General features: G+C 70.5%; 17 protein-coding genes. 7 read left to right on the top strand and 10 right to left on the bottom strand.

The features are described from left to right. Positions 1-565: 565 nt before the first annotated feature. From tyrS to AC29IT_RS20635, 10 genes are all read right to left on the bottom strand, one after another. On the bottom strand, positions 566-1,840 hold the full coding sequence (tyrS, locus tag AC29IT_RS20680; protein ID WP_488219837.1) for a tyrosine--tRNA ligase: 1,275 nt from the start codon (positions 1,838-1,840) through the stop codon (positions 566-568). A gap of 33 nt (positions 1,841-1,873) precedes the next feature. After that, positions 1,874-2,500, bottom strand: coding sequence for a DNA-3-methyladenine glycosylase (locus AC29IT_RS20675; RefSeq protein ID WP_488219836.1), 627 nt, complete (start codon positions 2,498-2,500; stop codon positions 1,874-1,876). A gap of 34 nt (positions 2,501-2,534) precedes the next feature. Beyond that, the gene (gene argH / locus AC29IT_RS20670; protein WP_488219835.1) at positions 2,535-3,956 is read right to left on the bottom strand and encodes an argininosuccinate lyase; all 1,422 of its coding nucleotides are present in this window, start codon (positions 3,954-3,956) and stop codon (positions 2,535-2,537) included. Between the two features lie 9 nt (positions 3,957-3,965). Further along, positions 3,966-4,544 (bottom strand): arginine repressor, encoded by a 579-nt coding sequence (locus tag AC29IT_RS20665; RefSeq protein ID WP_358439830.1) that lies wholly within the window; start codon positions 4,542-4,544, stop codon positions 3,966-3,968. After that, a complete protein-coding gene (argF, locus tag AC29IT_RS20660) occupies positions 4,541-5,464 on the bottom strand; it encodes an ornithine carbamoyltransferase (RefSeq protein WP_488219834.1) in 924 nt (307 codons plus the stop codon). The genes AC29IT_RS20665 and argF overlap by 4 nt, the downstream gene beginning before the upstream one ends. 48 nt (positions 5,465-5,512) lie before the next feature. Beyond that, complete coding sequence (locus tag AC29IT_RS20655) at positions 5,513-6,685, bottom strand: acetylornithine transaminase (protein WP_488219833.1); 1,173 nt, start codon at positions 6,683-6,685, stop codon at positions 5,513-5,515. Continuing rightward, the gene (argB, locus tag AC29IT_RS20650; RefSeq protein WP_488219832.1) at positions 6,682-7,599 is read right to left on the bottom strand and encodes an acetylglutamate kinase; all 918 of its coding nucleotides are present in this window, start codon (positions 7,597-7,599) and stop codon (positions 6,682-6,684) included. Before argB ends, AC29IT_RS20655 begins: the two co-directional genes overlap by 4 nt. Next, positions 7,596-8,753, bottom strand: coding sequence for a bifunctional glutamate N-acetyltransferase/amino-acid acetyltransferase ArgJ (argJ, locus tag AC29IT_RS20645; protein ID WP_488219831.1), 1,158 nt, complete (start codon positions 8,751-8,753; stop codon positions 7,596-7,598). Before argJ ends, argB begins: the two co-directional genes overlap by 4 nt. 55 nt (positions 8,754-8,808) lie before the next feature. Continuing rightward, positions 8,809-9,837, bottom strand: coding sequence for an N-acetyl-gamma-glutamyl-phosphate reductase (argC, locus tag AC29IT_RS20640; protein WP_488219830.1), 1,029 nt, complete (start codon positions 9,835-9,837; stop codon positions 8,809-8,811). 251 nt (positions 9,838-10,088) lie between these two features. Beyond that, the gene (locus AC29IT_RS20635) at positions 10,089-10,367 is read right to left on the bottom strand and encodes a hypothetical protein (RefSeq protein ID WP_488219829.1); all 279 of its coding nucleotides are present in this window, start codon (positions 10,365-10,367) and stop codon (positions 10,089-10,091) included. Positions 10,368-10,482: 115 nt separating this feature from the next. Here AC29IT_RS20635 and AC29IT_RS20630 point away from each other — a divergent pair, with 115 nt between their 5' ends. From AC29IT_RS20630 to AC29IT_RS20600, 7 genes are all read left to right on the top strand, one after another. Next, entirely contained in the window at positions 10,483-11,346 is an 864-nt protein-coding gene (locus AC29IT_RS20630; RefSeq protein ID WP_488219828.1) for a DUF5753 domain-containing protein, read from the top strand. Positions 11,347-11,367: 21 nt separating this feature from the next. After that, on the top strand, positions 11,368-11,640 hold the full coding sequence (locus tag AC29IT_RS20625) for a DUF397 domain-containing protein (RefSeq protein ID WP_488219827.1): 273 nt from the start codon (positions 11,368-11,370) through the stop codon (positions 11,638-11,640). Between the two features lie 78 nt (positions 11,641-11,718). Then, entirely contained in the window at positions 11,719-12,021 is a 303-nt protein-coding gene (locus tag AC29IT_RS20620; protein WP_488219826.1) for a hypothetical protein, read from the top strand. Between the two features lie 86 nt (positions 12,022-12,107). Then, positions 12,108-13,715, top strand: coding sequence for an alpha/beta hydrolase (locus AC29IT_RS20615; RefSeq protein ID WP_488219825.1), 1,608 nt, complete (start codon positions 12,108-12,110; stop codon positions 13,713-13,715). A 113-nt stretch (positions 13,716-13,828) separates the two neighbouring features. Continuing rightward, positions 13,829-14,287, top strand: coding sequence for an LppA family lipoprotein (locus AC29IT_RS20610; RefSeq protein WP_488219824.1), 459 nt, complete (start codon positions 13,829-13,831; stop codon positions 14,285-14,287). A gap of 58 nt (positions 14,288-14,345) precedes the next feature. Further along, positions 14,346-14,645, top strand: a complete 300-nt coding sequence (locus tag AC29IT_RS20605; protein ID WP_488219823.1) for a hypothetical protein — start codon at positions 14,346-14,348, stop codon at positions 14,643-14,645. Next, on the top strand, positions 14,642-15,214 hold the full coding sequence (locus AC29IT_RS20600) for an LppA family lipoprotein (protein WP_488219822.1): 573 nt from the start codon (positions 14,642-14,644) through the stop codon (positions 15,212-15,214). Before AC29IT_RS20605 ends, AC29IT_RS20600 begins: the two co-directional genes overlap by 4 nt. Positions 15,215-15,356: the final 142 nt, after the last annotated feature.

Below are 15,356 nucleotides of genomic sequence, written 5' to 3'. Positions count from 1 at the left end.
GTTCGTCCTGAGCCAGGATCAAACTCTCCAACAATGTCTTAGAGTAAATCCTGCCCCGAAAAAAACGAGGCACCCCAGCAATCCCGAAAGAAAGCCGAGGCATATAATTCATCAAGATGAGTTACCACTCACCATCATCGGCACGCTGTTGAGTTCTCAAAGAACACACCCACACCATCACCCACAACCCTAAATCTCAGGGCCGCGAACTCCGGGGAGTCACTCTTTCGTCTTCCGTTCTTGCGATGCTTCAAACTCTAGCAGGCCCGATTTCCGGCCGTTTCAGGGGGGTCGGTTTAGCGTTTCCGCGGTGACTCGCACCCGCCCAGCCAAGTTTCGGCCTGCTTTTAGAGTTTTCCACTTTCGGTTCCACCCACTCTACCAACACCAGTTGGGAGCTTGGTTCGTGGCCCCGCTGTCGCGCCCGGTCCGTTTGTTTTCGGCCCGTTCCGCGCTGACTTGGAATAAGTTACGCGTTGGCCGACTCAAAGTCAAGTCAGCCCGCAGTAGGACCGGAACGAGGTAAACCCGCAGGTCACCTGCCGTTTCCGGCCCTACGAACAGGCTAGTACAGCACCTTGATCCCCGCAGTGTGACGCTTGCCACGTCGAATGACCGCCCAGCGGCCGTGCAGCAGGTCGTCCTTGGACGGAGACCACGTCTCATCTGCGATTTTGGTGTTGTTGACGTAGGCGCCGCCCTCGTTGACGGTGCGGCGGGCGGCTCCACGGCCCTGGGCGAGACCCGCCTCGACCAGCAGGTCGACGATGGTGGGCTCGTCGGACAGGCGCACTTCGCCGGTGGGGACCTCCGCCATCACGGCGTCCAGGGTGGCCTCGTCGAGCTCGGCGAAGTCCCCGCGACCGAACAGCGCCTGGCTGGCGGCGACCACCTGGCGGGTCTGGTCGGCGCCGTGCACCAGGGTCGTGAGCTCCTCGGCGAGCCTGCGCTGCCCGGCGCGCTGCTGCGGGCGTTCGGCCGTGGTGCGCTCCAGCTCCTCGATCTCCTCGCGGTCGAGGAAGGTGAACAGGCGCAGGTACTTGGCGACGTCCGCGTCCGCGGAGTTCACGAAGTACTGGTACCAGGCGTACGGCGAGGTCAGCTCGGGGTCGAGCCACACGTTGCCGCCGCCGGTGGACTTGCCGAACTTCCGGCCCTCCGCGTCGGTGACCAGCGGCAGGGTGAGCGCGTGGGCGGTGGCGTTCTCTTGGCGGCGCAGCAGGTCCACGCCGGCGACGATGTTGCCCCACTGGTCGGAGCCGCCGAGCTGCAAGCGCGTGCCGTAACGGCGGTAGAGCTGCACGAAGTCGTTGGCCTGCAACAGCATGTAGCTGAACTCGGTGTAGGAGAGGCCGTCGCCCTCCAGGCGGCGCTTCACCGTCTCCCGCGCGAGCATCGTGTTGATCGAGAAGTGCTTGCCGACGTCGCGGAGGAACTCGGTCACGGGCAGCTGCGCGGTCCAGTCGGCGTTGTCGGCGACGAGGGCGCCGGTCGCGGACTCGTCGAAGTCGACGAAGCGGGCGAGCTGGCCGCCGATGCGCCCGGTCCACTCGCGGACGGTGTCGACGTCGTGCAGGTTGCGCTCGCCGACGTCCCGCGGGTCGCCGATCAAGCCGGTCGCGCCGCCGGAGAGCACCACCGGGCGGTGCCCGGCGAGCTGGAAGCGGCGGAGGGTGAGCAGCGGGACGAGGTGGCCCGCGTGCAGGCTCGGCGCGGTCGGGTCGAAGCCGGCGTACAAGGTGAGCGGGCCGGAATCCAGGTCCGAGCGCAGCGCGTCGAGGTCGGTGGATTGCGCGATCAGGCCGCGCCAGGTCAGCTCGTCAAGGATGTGCTCACTCACGCGGACCAGTCTGTCGCATCCGCGCGAGCGGCTTCATCCCTGGTCCCGGATGCGGCGGCGTCCCCCGCGCCGGTAGGGGCTCACCGCCGGGGAGCCGTCGATCCAGGACCGCCACGGCAGGTCGACCGCGGTGGCGACGCCGACGCGCGGTCCGGTGCGCACGTCGTCCTCGTCGACGGCCGGGCCGTCGAGCAGCCGGATCGGCGAGTCCGGGTCGGTGAGGTCGAGGCCGTTGTGCTCGCGGGTGATGCCGAGGACGCCGGCGAGCCGGGCCGGACCGCTGGCCAGCTGGGCGTCCTTGCGCACCGCGGGGCGGCGGCTGCGGGCGAGCTCGGTGCCGTCGAGGACCTCGGCCGCGCGCAGCAGCACCGCGCCGGGCTCACCGTCCTCGGTGCAGACGACGTTGATGCAGAAGTGCATGCCGTAGACGAAGTAGACGTAGAGGTGCCCGGCGGGCCCGAACATCACCGCGTTGCGCTGCGTCTTGCCGCGGTAGCAGTGCGAGGCCGGGTCGTCGCCGCCGCGGTACGCCTCGACTTCGACGAGCCGCACCCGCACGTCGCCCTCCGGGTGGCTGGACCGCAGCTCGCAGCCGAGCAGGCGGCGAGCCACCCGGAGGGGGTCGTGGGCGAGTTCCGCTCGCGTCAGCTGGTGGCTCACGAGCGGAACAGTACCGATCGAACGCGAACGGGCCTCACGCCGCCAGCCAGGCGCGATGGGCCTCGATCGCGGCGAACACGCGGTCCCGCTGCTCGCGCACCCGGTCCGGAGCGGTGCCGCCGTGGGAGTCGCGGGAGGCGATGGAGCCCGGGACGGTCAGCACGTCGCGCACCTGCGGGGTGAGCGCGGGGTGCGCGGCGGTGAGCTCCTCGTCGGTGAGCTCGTCGAGCCCGATGCCGCGGGCCTCGGCGGTGCGCACGCACTCCCCCGACGCCTCGTGCGCGACGCGGAACGGCACGCCCTGGCGGACCAGCCACTCGGCGATGTCGGTGGCGAGGGTGAACCCGGCGGGGGCGAGTTCGGCGAGCCGCTCGGTGTGGAAGGTGAGCGTGCCGAGCATCCCGGCCATCGCGGGCAGCAGCAGGTCGAGCTGTTCGACGGAGTCGAAGACCGGCTCCTTGTCCTCCTGCAGGTCCCGGTTGTAGGCCAGCGGCTGCGCCTTCAGTGTCGCGAGCAGCCCGGTGAGGTTGCCGATGAGCCGCCCGGACTTGCCGCGGGCCAGTTCGGCGACGTCGGGGTTCTTCTTCTGCGGCATGATCGAGCTGCCGGTGGCCCAGGCGTCGTCGAGGGTGACGTAGCCGAACTCGGCGGTGTTCCAGATGATCACCTCTTCGGCGACCCGGGACAGGTTCACCGCGAGCATGGCCAGGCAGAACGCCGATTCGGCCGCGAAGTCGCGGGAGGCGGTGCCGTCGATGGAGTTGTCCACCGCGCCGTCGAAGCCGAGCTCGGCGGCCACGGCCTGCGGGTCCAGCCCCAGCGAGGAACCGGCGAGCGCGCCGGAGCCGTACGGGGAGAAGGCGGTGCGCGCGTCCCAGTCCCGCAGCCTGCTGACGTCGCGCAGCAGCGCCTGGCAGTGCGCGAGCAGGTGGTGGCCGAGCAGCACCGGCTGCGCGTGCTGCAGGTGGGTGCGGCCGGGCAGCACCGCGTCCGGGTGCGCCGCGGCCTGCCCGGCGAGCGCGTCGACGACGTCGAGCACACCTGCGGTGACGCGGCGGGTGGCGTCCCGCAGCCACATCCGGAACAGGGTGGCGACCTGGTCGTTGCGGGAGCGGCCGGCGCGCAGCTTGCCGCCGAGGTCGGCGCCGACGCGTTCGAGCAGCCCGCGTTCGAGGGCGGTGTGCACGTCCTCGTCGTCGATCACGGGCTGGAACGCGCCGGATTCGACGTCGGCGGCGAGCACGTCGAGGCCCTGGTGCATCCGCTCGAGCTCGTCGGCGGTGAGCAGCCCGGCCGCGTGCAGCACGCGGGCGTGCGCGCGGGAACCGGCGATGTCGTAGGGGGCCAGCCGCCAGTCGAAGTGGGTGGAGAGGCTCAGCGCGGCCATCGCTTCGGCGGGGCCGGAGGCGAAGCGGCCGCCCCACAGCTTGGTGGGCTCGCTGCCTTGCTGGGTCACGGTGGGTCCTTATCGGGATTCGTTCGGATGGTGCGGGTTCGGTCGGTCATCGTCCTCGCCGCCGGTGAGGTGCGCGTCGCCCGGTTCCCCGTCCTCGGGCCGGGCCGCCCGCTCGCCGGAGGCCATGTTGGTGAACCGTTCGGCGAGGTCGAGGCCGGTGAGCGGTTCGCGGGCGACGACCATGACGGTGTCGTCGCCCGCGATGGAACCGACGGCTTCGAGCAGGGCGGCGCGGTCGATGGCGCTGGCCAGGAACTGGGCGGCGCCGGGCGGGGTGCGCAGCACGGTGAGGTTGCCGGAGCCGTCGGCGGAGACGAGCAGTTCCGCCAGCAGCCGGCTCAGGCGCGTGGTGCCGCCCTGCACGCCGCGGACGGGGCTGCCGTCCTCGGGGATGACGTAGACGGCGGCTCCCCCGTCGGGTCCGCGCAGCTTCACCGCGCCCAGTTCGTCGAGGTCGCGGGACAGCGTGGCCTGGGTGACGTCGATGCCGTCCCCGGCGAGCAGCCGCGCGAGCTCGGTCTGGCTGCGGATGCCCATCGCCGAGACGAGCTCGACGATGCGGGCCTGCCGGGCCGCCCGGGTGCTCATGACCGCTGCACCAGCCAGGCGAGCAGGGCCTTCTGCGCGTGCAGCCGGTTCTCCGCCTCGTCGAACACGGCGCTGGCCGGTCCGTCGAGCACGTCGTCGGTGACCTCCCAGCCGCGGTGCGCGGGCAGGCAGTGCAGCACGGTGGTCTCGACGCCGGTGGCGGCGAGCAGCTCGGCGTTGATCTGGAACGGGCGGAACGGGCTGACCCGGTCCTTGCCGTCGTTCTCCTGGCCCATCGAGGTCCAGGAGTCGGTGACGAGCACGTCGGCGCCGTCGACGGCGGCGCGCGGGTCGGTCTCGACGCGCACGGAGCCGCCGGTCTCGGCGGCGCGCTCGTTCGCCGCGTCCAGCACCCACTGCGCGGGGGCGAAGCCGGCGGGAGCGCCGATGCGGACGTGCATGCCCGCGGTGACGCCGCCGACCAGCAGCGAGTGCGCCATGTTGTTGGCGCCGTCGCCGAGGTAGGTGAGGGTGCGGCCGGGCAGCTCGCCGTGGCGTTCCCGCACGGTCTGCAGGTCGGCGAGGACCTGGCAGGGGTGGAACTCGTCGGTGAGCGCGTTGATCACGGGCACGCTCGCCGCGGCCGCCATCGCTTCGATGCGCGGCTGGGCGAAGGTGCGCCAGACGACGGCGTCGACGTAGCGGGACAGCACTCGCGAGGTGTCCTCGATGGTCTCCTCGCGGCCGAGCTGCATCATGCGGCCGTCCACGACGAGCGGCTGGCCGCCGAGCTGGTGGATGCCGACCTCGAAGGACATCCGGGTGCGGGTCGAGTTCTTCTCGAAGATGACCGCGATGGAGCGGCCTTCGAGGGACCGGTCCCCGTTGCGGTCGGCCTTGAACCGAGCGGCGAGGTCGAGGATGTCGGTCTGCTCCTGCGGGCTCAGGTCGTCGTCGCGCAGGAAGTGCCGGAGCGTCACGGGATCACCTCCGTGGCTGTCGTGGTGGGATTCGGGTGTTCGGGCAGGTCAGCCGAGCAGGCCGGGCAGGTCGGCGACGAGCCGCCGGGCCTGGTCGGCGTCGAGCACCAGTGCGGGGCTCAACCGCAGCACGTCGGGCTGCACGGCGTTGATCAGGTAGCCGGCGTCCTGGGCCGCGGCGGCGGTGGCCGCGGCGACGGGCTCGGTGAGCCGGATGCCGAGCAGCAGGCCGAGGCCGCGGACCCCGGCGATCTTCGGGTGGCCGAGCTCGCGGACGCCGTCGGCGATCAGTTCGCCGATGGCCTTGACGTGGTCGAGCAGGCCGTCGGCGGCGATGGTGTCGAGGACGGCGAGCGCGGCGGCGCAGGCGACGGGGTTGCCGCCGAAGGTGGTGCCGTGCTGGCCGGGTTGCAGCAGTTCACCGGCGTCGCCGACGCCGATGCAGGCGCCGAGGGACAGTCCCCCGCCGAGCCCCTTGGCGAGGGTGATCACGTCGGGTTCGATGCCGTCGCGCTGGAACGCGAACCAGTGCCCGGTGCGGCCGATGCCGGTCTGCACCTCGTCGACGACGAGCAGCGCGCCGTGCTTCGCGGTGATCTCGCGGGCGGCCCGCAGGTAGCCCTCGGGCGGGACGACGACGCCGTTCTCGCCCTGCACGGGTTCGACGACGAACGCGGCGGTGGTGTCGTCGACGGCGGCTTCGAGCGCGGCGACGTCGCCGAAGGGCACGTATTCGACGCCGGGCGGCAGCGGGGCGAACGGTTCCCGCTTGGCGGGCTGGCCGGTGAGGGCGAGCGCGCCCATGGTGCGGCCGTGGAACCCGCCCTCGGTGGAGACGATCTTGAGCCGCCCGGTGCGCCGGGCGATCTTGAACGCGGCTTCGTTGGCCTCGCCGCCGGAGTTGCAGAACAGCACCCGGCCGCGCCCGGCGAACCCGGCGAGCTCCAGCAGCCGTTCGGCGAGTTCCAGGCCGGGTTCGTGGGCGTAGAAGTTGGAGATGTGCCCGAGGGTGCCGATCTGGCGGGTGACGGCGTCGACGACGTTCGGGTGGGCGTGGCCGAGCGCGTTCACGGCGATGCCGCCGACGAAGTCGAGGTAGGTGTTGCCGTCGGCGTCGGTGACCTCGCAGCCGGAGCCGCTGGTGAGGGTGAGCTTCGGGGTGCCGTAGTTGCCCATCATGGACGCCTGCCAGCGCTGGGTCCCGGTGGTGTTGGTGGTCATGCGGGTTCGCCTTCCTGTCCGGGCAGCACCATCGTTCCGACGCCTGCGCTGGTGAACACTTCGAGCAGCACCGAGTGCGCGAGCCTGCCGTCGATGACGTGGGCGCGCGGCACGCCGCCGCGCACCGCGCGCAGGCAGGCCTCCATCTTCGGCACCATCCCGGCGGCGAGGCCGGGCAGCAGCGCTTCGAGCTCGTCGGCGTCGAGGCGGGCGACGAGCGAGGAGCGGTCCGGCCAGTCGGTGTAGAGGCCTTCGACGTCGGTGAGCACCACGAGCTTCTCGGCGCCGAGGGCGACGGCGAGCGCTCCGGCGGCGGTGTCGGCGTTGACGTTGTGCACCACGCCGTCCACGTCGGGGGCCACCGTGGACACCACGGGGATGCGCCCGGCGCTGATCAGGTCGAGCACCGCGTCCGGGTTGACGGCGACGACGTCGCCGACGAGGCCGACGTCGACGGGTTCGCCGTCCACGGTGGCGGTGCGGCGGGCGGCGGTGAACAGCTGCGCGTCCTCGCCGGACATGCCGACGGCGTGCGGCCCGTGCTGGTTGATGAGGCCGACGAGTTCGCGGCCGACCTGCCCGACGAGCACCATCCGCACCACGTCGAGGGTTTCGGGGGTGGTGACGCGCAGCCCGCCGCGGAATTCGCCCGCCATGCCGAGCCGGTCGAGCATGGTGGTGATCTGCGGTCCGCCGCCGTGCACCACGACGGGGTGCAGCCCGGCGAGGCGCAGGAACACCATGTCCTGCGCGAACGCGGCCTTGAGCTCGTCGTCGATCATGGCGTTGCCGCCGTACTTGACGACGACGGTGGCGCCGTGGAAGCGCTCCAGCCAGGGCAGTGCTTCGACGAGCACGCTGGCCTTCTCGGCGGCGGTGGCGAGCCGGTCGGCCGGGGTCTGGTCGGCGCTCATGAGGAGTACGCGCTGTTCTCTTCGACGTAGCCGTGGGACAGGTCGGTGGACAGGATGGTGGCGGCGTGGTCGCCGAGGTGCAGGTCGACGACGATCTCGATGTCGCGGCCGGTGAGGTCGGCTTCGCCGCGGTCCCGGTTGGGCAGTCCGCCCGCGAACAGCGAGACGCCGTTCGTGATGATCTCGACGCGGCTGACGTCGATCTCGGCCTCGGCCCGGCCGAGCGCCATCGCGATCCGGCCCCAGTTCGGGTCGGAGCCGAACAGCGCGGTCTTGACCAGGTTGTCCTCGGCGATGATCCGTCCGATGTGGACGGCGTCGTCCTCGGTGCGGGCGCCGCGCACGGTGATGTCCACGGCCTTGGTGGCGCCTTCGGCGTCGCCCTGCAGCTGGCGGACGAGGTCGGTGCTGAGGGCGGTGAGGACCTCGGTGAGCTCCGCGGCGCTCGGTTCGACGCCGGAGGCGCCGGAGGCCAGCACCAGCACGGTGTCGTTGGTGGAGGTGCCGCCGTCCACGTCGAGCCGGTCGAAGGTGGTGCGGGTGGCGGCGCGCAGCGCGGCGTCCAGCACGTCCGGTTCGACGACGGCGTCGGTGGTGAGCACGCTGAGCATGGTGGCCATGTTGGGCGCGAGCATCCCGGCGCCCTTGGCGAACCCGCCGGCGCTGAACCCGTTGCCCGCGGCGGTGGCCTGCTTGGCCTTGCTGTCGGTGGTGAGCACGGCGGTGGCGGCGGCGGTGCCCGCGTCCGCGGTGCCGTCGAGCGCCGCGGCGGCACCGTCCACTCCGGACACCACGGCGGGCATCGGGAGCCGTTCGCCGATCAGCCCGGTGGAGCAGACGGCCACGTCGATGGCGCCGACGCCGAGGACCTCGGCGACCTTCTCGGCGGTGGCGTGGGTGTCCTGGAAGCCTTCGGGACCGGTGCAGGCGTTGGCGCCGCCGGAGTTGAGCACGACGGCGTGCAGGCTGCGTTCCTGCAGCACCTGCTGGGACCACAGCACCGGCGCGGCCTTGACCTTGTTGGTGGTGAAGACCCCGGCGGCGGTGTGCCGCGGGCCGTCGTTGACGACGAGGGCCAGGTCGAGCGCGCCGGTGGGCTTGATCCCGGCGGCCACACCGGCCGCCCGGAATCCGGCGGGGGCGGTGACGCTCATGCGTTCTCCTCCGTGCTGGTGGTGCTGCCGGGTGCGGTGGGGTGCGGGCTGCCGGTCACGGGGCGATCCCGGCAAGCGGCAGGCCGGTGGTCTCGGGCAGTCCCTTGGCGAGGTTCATGCACTGCACGGCGCCACCGGCGGTGCCCTTGGTGAGGTTGTCCTCGGCACCGATGACGACGAGCCGCCGCGCGTCGGCGTCCACCGCGACCTGCAGGTGCACCGTGTTGGCGCCGAGCGTCGCGGAGGTCTGCGGCCAGGCCCCTTCGGGCAGCACCTGCACGAACGGCTCGTCGCCGTAGGCGTCCAGGTAGACCTTGCGGGCGGCGGCGGTGTCGAGGTCGCCGCGCAGCGGGGCGCTGCAGGTGGCGAGGATGCCGCGCGGCATCGGCGCGAGCACGGGGGTGAAGGACACGGCGACGGGTTCGCCCGCGACGGCGCTGAGGTTCTGCACCATCTCCGGGGTGTGCCGGTGCGCGCCCGCGACGCCGTAGGCGCTGGCGGAGCCCATCACCTCGGCGGAGAGCAGGTGCGGTTTGAGCGCGCGGCCCGCACCGGAGGTGCCGGTGACGGCGACGACCTGCGCTTGGGGCTCGACCAGCCCGGCCGCGAAGGCGGGCGCCAGCGCGAGCGAGGCGACCGTGGGGAAGCAGCCCGCGACGGCGATCCGGTTCGCGGTGCGCAGTTCCTCCCGCTTGCCGGGGAGCTCCGGGACGCCGTAGGGCCAGGTGCCGGGGTGGTCGCCGCCGTACCAGCGGGTCCACGCCTCCGGGTCGCCGAGCCGGTGGTCGGCACCGCAGTCGATGACGAGGGTGTCGGCGCCGAGTTCGGCGGCGATCGCCGCGGAGTGCCCGTGCGGCAGCGCGAGGAACACGACGTCGTGGCCGGAGAGTTCGGCGACGGTGGTCTCGGTGAGCTCGCGGTCGGCGAGCGGCAGCAGGTTCGGGTGGTGCGCGCCGAGCTTGGTGCCCGCGTTGCCCCCGGCGGTCAACGTTCCGATCTCGACTTCGGGGTGCGCCAGCAGCAGGCGGAGGAGTTCCCCGCCCGCGTAGCCGCTCGCACCCGCCACTGCCACCCGAATCGCCATGCGGATGATTATGCATTGCCATGCAACATCAATCAAGAATGGGGGTGGTCACGTGCGCGGTGGCCGACGCGACACCGGCTTCACGCGCGAGGCGGGCTTCCCTGCCGGGCCGGGGTCACGACTGGACGGGGCTCGCGATCGGGCCGGGTTTCCGAGCGGGCCGGACTCACGCGCGGACCGGATCCCCGAGCAGGACGGACTCACGAACGAGCCGGGTTCCCGGCCGGGGTACTGCACTCCCGGCGGGCACTTCAGAGCCAGACGAGCCGTGCGTCCCCGACGATCTCGAACATCGCGCGGACCCGCTCGGCGGAATCGGCGTCCCCCTTCAGGCCTCCCGGCCCCACGAACACCGCCCCCGGCGGCACCTGGTCCGACGGGCACTCGCCGCTGATGTCCAGGCCCCACGCGCAGACGTCCGCCTCGACGACCTCGCCGTCCTCGCTGGTCAGCTCGTAGACCGCGAACGGGCGCGGGCGGGCGCCCTCGCGGAGGGCGCGGAGGAGTTCGGCTTCGGGGTCGTCGTGCATGGCGGAGTCCTTTCGTAGATCAACCGTCGATGGCGAAACGCTACTGAGCAACTTGCTCGTAAACGATCGCTGAATCCGGTGAACGTGCTTTCCGGGCGAGCAGGCAGGGGGAATCATGATCCGCATGGCACCGGACCCGAAGATGCTCAAGATCCAGCTCGGCATCGAACTGCGCCGCCTGCGCGAAGAAGCCGAGTGCACGGCCGCGGCGGCGGCAGCCGTGGTCGGCGGCACCGCACCGAAGATCAGCAAGATCGAGAGCGGCAAGCAGGGCATCACCACGGCCGAGGTCGAGAAGCTGTCCGCGCTCTACGACGCGCCCGCCAAGCGGCGGAAGTACCTGATCGGCCTCGCAAGCCAACTCCCCCGGCGCAGCCCGCGCCGCACCACCTACCGGGACGCGGTCCCCGACTGGTTCCAGCGATTCCACGCGTTGGAGTACGCGGCTACGGACATGCGGATCTACGAGGTGGAAAGCGTGACCGGGCTGCTACAGACGCACGACTACGCCCGCTCGATGATCCACGCCTGGGAACCTGCCGCAGACCCGAGGATGATCGAACGCCAGGTGCAGACCCGGCTCGATCGCCAATCGGTCCTCACCCGTCGGCACAAACCGCTGAACTTGCAGGTCGTCCTCAGTGAAACCGCGCTTCGCCGCGTTCAAGGCAGCGGGACGATCATGCGTGCCCAGCTGGAGCACCTGGTCGAAACGGCATCCAAGCCGAACGTGGACGTCAGGGTGCTCCCGTTCAGCGTGCCGAACCGGATCTCGGTGGCGTCATCCGCAACTCTGCTTCACCTTGCTGAGCAACAGCTCTCGGCCGTCTACCTCGAAGACGTGCTGGGAGCCACCTACCTTCACGAGCCGACGGAGTTCACGCGCTACAGCATCGTCTTCGAACGGCTGCGGGCGGCTGCGCTGCCGGAGCAGGAGTCGCAAGATTTCATCGCTAAGGTGGCCGCCACGCACGACTAGGCGATCATCGAAAGGGCGATCATGCACCCCGACTTCTCGACAGCAATCTGGCGCACATCGAGCCGCAGCAGCTCCAGCGGTGGCCAGTGCGTCGAGATCGCGTTCGTGCCCGCCACCGCCGACTGGCGAAAGGCCAGTCGCAGCCAGGGAAACGGCGGCGCCTGCGTCGAGATCGCCGTGCAGCCGTCCGTCGTCGGCATCCGGGACTCCAAGGACGCGGCGGGGCCGGTGCTCGCGGTGAGCCGGGACGCGTTCGGCGCCTTCCTGCGCGCGATCGGTTCCGGGCGGATGTGACCCGGCGCGGAGATCGCCCGGAATCCGGCATCCCCACCACCTCGCGCTGTTAGTGTCCTGCCCCGCGAGGAGGGGTGCATGGGCTACGAGGTCGTCACGAAGGCGCTGGAGGACGCGGCGAAAGCCGCCCGGTCCGCCGCCGAACAGGCCAGGTCGGTGCGGCTGGAACCGGCCACCGACAAGATCGCCGAAGCGATGCCGGGCTCGGCATCGGCGCCCGCCGCCGACCGCACCGGCCGCAGCTGGCGCGGCACCGTCGACGGGTGGGACCGGGACACCGAGCACTACGCGGACTCGCTGTCCGGCAGCGCCCGCGACTACGACGGCCGCGAAGGCACCGCCGCGGACGGGCTGAACGCCACCCAGCGCGGTGGTGCGTGATGGTGCGCCTCGGTGACCTGCGGCGGTGGAACGCGGACCTGCTCGACGACGCGATCGACGAGCTCAAGGACCGGCAGGACCGGCTCGTGCAGCTCGACGACGAGCTCGCCGGGTCCGGGCGCCCCCGCGAATGGCAGGGCAAGGCCGCGGACGCCGCCACCGCCGAGCACGCGAAGCTCGGCGAACGGCTCCGCGAACTCGTCCTGGAGATCTCCACCGTCCGCACCACCGCCATCGCCACCGCGGAAGAGATCCGGGCGGTCGGGAACGAGCTGGCCGAAGCCGAAGCGCTCGCGCACGCCCACCACTTCGCGATCACCGACGACGGCCGGGTCGAGGACCTCGGCACCCCGCCGGGCATCCGCCCCGACGAGGCCGCCGACGTCGACGCCGACCGGCACGACCGGATCCGGCCCGACCTCGTCCACCGGGTGGAACGGCTCCTCGCGCGCGCCGACGACGCGGACCGCGAACTCGCGAAGGTCCTCGGCGACGCCGACCGGGACCTGATGGACACCCGCGGCGCGAAGACTCTCGCCGACGCGGCCGCCCTCGGCGACGCCCGCGGCCTCGGCGAGACCGTCGAACCGCCGCCGCCCGGCGACCCGGCGCAGAACGCCGAATGGTGGAAATCCCTGCCCGCCGAAACGAAATCCGCGCTCGCCGCCGCTCCCCCGGCCTGGCTCGGCGGCATGGACGGCATCCCCGCCACCGTCCGCCACACCGCCAACGTCAACAAGATCGACGACGAGCGGGCGGTGCTCAACGCCGAGGCGAACCGCCTCCGCGAGCAGATCAGGCAGCTGCCCAAGGGCCCGGGCTCCAGGAACCTCGACGGCAAGTACCAGCGCCCCCTCGACCAGATCGAAGCCAAGCTGAAGTCCTTGGACGAGGTCGAGAAGGTCGTGGCGAAACCCAACCGCCAACTGCTCGTCCTCGACACCTCAGGCGAACGGACGAAGGCGGCCGTCGGCGTCGGCAACATCGATACGGCTGAACACGTCACGGTCTTCACACCCGGCATGAACAGCACGGTCGAAGGCGGAAGTCTCGGCGATTACGACCGGAGCATGGACCACTTGCAGCAGGATGCACTGCAGCAATCATACGATTATGGCGACGGCGGGGACGTTGCTGCCGTGACGTGGTTGGGCTACGAAGCCCCGCAGGGATCGGAAATCTTCGATCCTGACCGCTCGGTCGCCGGGTCTGCGACAGCCCAGCGCGGGGCTGCTGATCTCGCCGACTTCTACCGGGGGATCAACGAATCACGTGCTGATGATCCGCACTTGGTGGCGATGGGCCACTCGTACGGGTCCACGACGACCGGATATGCGCTCCAGGAGGAAGGCCTCGGTGTCGATGCGGCCGTAACAATGGGATCGCCCGGCTTGGGCACCGACACCCGCAGTGACCTGCACGTGCCGGGCGGTTGGATGTACAACCTCGAATCCAAGTGGGACGGCGTCGCCGACCTCGGCGCGTTCGGTGGTGATCCTTCCAAGAACTGGGAGGTGGACCAGCTCTCGACGAGTGAGGCCGTCGCCCCTGACGGCCGACATTTGAAGGAGTCGAGCTGGCACGGCACAGGTGGCCCGACCGGCTACCTCACCCCCGGCACCACGAGCCAGTACAACGCCAGCTCCATCGCTGCAGGCGTGCATGGTCTGGCGATACCTGAATCGCGGTCCTGAACCATTACGTCGGAGCATTAGGGCTGATCATGAAACGAATCGCGGTCATCGCGGCGCTACTCCTGAGCGTCACGAGTTGTGGCAACGAACTGGTTTCCGAGTGGGGAGGCAGCATGGACGATCAAGAGGCCGAGCTGATGCAGCGCCCGAGCATCGAAGAGGTCCACCAGCGGTACTCGGAGCTGGACGCCAAGCTCAAGCAAGAACTCAGCGATGCCTTCCCCTGGATACAGTGGGAGAGGGTCCGGGATCTCAACCGTGCGAGCTGCGCGGAATTCGACGCTTACAAGGACGATGCCGAAGGCTGGACGCTGGGAATCTGGGGAACACAAGGCAACATCCCCGACGCCGACTGGCCCCGCGCCGAGCAGATCTTCGCGAAGGTCACCGGCGACTACGGCTTCACCCCACCCCGAGTCCTCGCCGACCGCCCCGCACAGCACGACGTGACCACCTCCGACCGGTACGGCGCCACCTACAAGTTCGGGAGCGGAAAGCGCACCTCGTTCTCCGGCAGCACCGGCTGCCACCTCCCCCAAGCCGCCAAGGACAAGCTCCAGAACCCCAGCTGACTCCAGGTGAATGGCCCACCCGCCCAACCACACTGGGTGAAGGGGCCATTCACCTGGGGTGGAAACGCAGGCGGGGGCCGCCGCTTGGTGCGCGGCGGCCCCCGCCCTCCAGAAAGTGATCTTCGTGGCGCGTCAGCGCAGCGGGTTGAACGGGCGCAGCGATCCGTCGTGGAAACCCGGCATCGACAACCTGTCCACGGACGAGGCCATCGCTCCCGACGGCCAACACCTCAAGGAATCGACCGGGCACAACACCGGCGGCCCGAGCGGCTACCTCACGCACGGAAACACCAGCCAGTACAACGCCAGCGTCGTCGCGGCCGGAATTCCGGACCGCGCCGTGGACAGCTCGGGATGACCGACCGGGAACGGGGACGGACCATGAAACGCTTCGCAGTCTTGGCGGCGCTCGCCCTGAGCCTCAGCGGGTGTGCCTTGGGCGAACCGGGGCCGGAGCTTGGCGCAAGCATGGAAGACCAACGTGCCGAACTCATGACCAGACCCAGCATGGAAGAGGCCAGTACACGCTACCTGGAGATGCAAAGCCGCATTCGCGACGAACTCGGCACGGCATTCCCCTGGATCAGGTGGGAGCAAAGCCGCGAACTCCACCACGCCGGATGCTCCGACTTCGACGACTTCACCTACACCGCCGAAAGCCAAACCCTCGGCGTCTGGTCAGCCGAAGGCAACATCCCCGACCCCGAATGGCCCCGCGCCGAACAGATCGTCGCCCGCATCACCGCCGAATACGGCTTCACACCACCCGAAACCGTCGTCAGCCGCCCCTCCGACCACCAGATCGTCGGCAGCGACACCTACGGCGCCGGCTACCGCTTCGGCACCGCCAAACGCACCGTCCTCTCCGGCAGCACCGGCTGCCACCTCCCCCAAGCCGAGAAGGACAAGATCCAGAACCCCAGCTGACTCCAGGTGAATGGCCCACCCGCCCAACCACACTGGGCAAATGGGCCACTCACCTGCGATGACGAACCCGCGCAAAGCTCCCGCAGCCGCACGGTGAATGGCCCACCAGCCCAACCACACTGGGCGAATGGGCCATTCACCT

The sequence above is a fragment of the Saccharopolyspora sp. MMCC62 genome, from assembly GCF_057736575.1.
This window is presented reverse-complemented; position numbering and strand designations above follow the sequence as displayed.

What these genes read in the sequence shown, in the direction of transcription:
- AC29IT_RS20610 (WP_488219824.1), top strand. Translation starts at nt 13,829, where the DNA reads ATGGACGATCAAGAGGCCGAGCTGATGCAGCGCCCGAGCATCGAAGAG.
- AC29IT_RS20635 (WP_488219829.1), bottom strand. Translation starts at nt 10,367, where the DNA reads ATGCACGACGACCCCGAAGCCGAACTCCTCCGCGCCCTCCGCGAGGGC.
- AC29IT_RS20625 (WP_488219827.1), top strand. Translation starts at nt 11,368, where the DNA reads ATGCACCCCGACTTCTCGACAGCAATCTGGCGCACATCGAGCCGCAGC.
- AC29IT_RS20630 (WP_488219828.1), top strand. Translation starts at nt 10,483, where the DNA reads ATGATCCGCATGGCACCGGACCCGAAGATGCTCAAGATCCAGCTCGGC.
- argC (WP_488219830.1), bottom strand. Translation starts at nt 9,837, where the DNA reads ATGGCGATTCGGGTGGCAGTGGCGGGTGCGAGCGGCTACGCGGGCGGG.
- AC29IT_RS20600 (WP_488219822.1), top strand. Translation starts at nt 14,642, where the DNA reads ATGACCGACCGGGAACGGGGACGGACCATGAAACGCTTCGCAGTCTTG.
- AC29IT_RS20655 (WP_488219833.1), bottom strand. Translation starts at nt 6,685, where the DNA reads ATGACCACCAACACCACCGGGACCCAGCGCTGGCAGGCGTCCATGATG.
- AC29IT_RS20665 (WP_358439830.1), bottom strand. Translation starts at nt 4,544, where the DNA reads ATGAGCACCCGGGCGGCCCGGCAGGCCCGCATCGTCGAGCTCGTCTCG.
- argB (WP_488219832.1), bottom strand. Translation starts at nt 7,599, where the DNA reads ATGAGCGCCGACCAGACCCCGGCCGACCGGCTCGCCACCGCCGCCGAG.
- argJ (WP_488219831.1), bottom strand. Translation starts at nt 8,753, where the DNA reads ATGAGCGTCACCGCCCCCGCCGGATTCCGGGCGGCCGGTGTGGCCGCC.
- AC29IT_RS20620 (WP_488219826.1), top strand. Translation starts at nt 11,719, where the DNA reads ATGGGCTACGAGGTCGTCACGAAGGCGCTGGAGGACGCGGCGAAAGCC.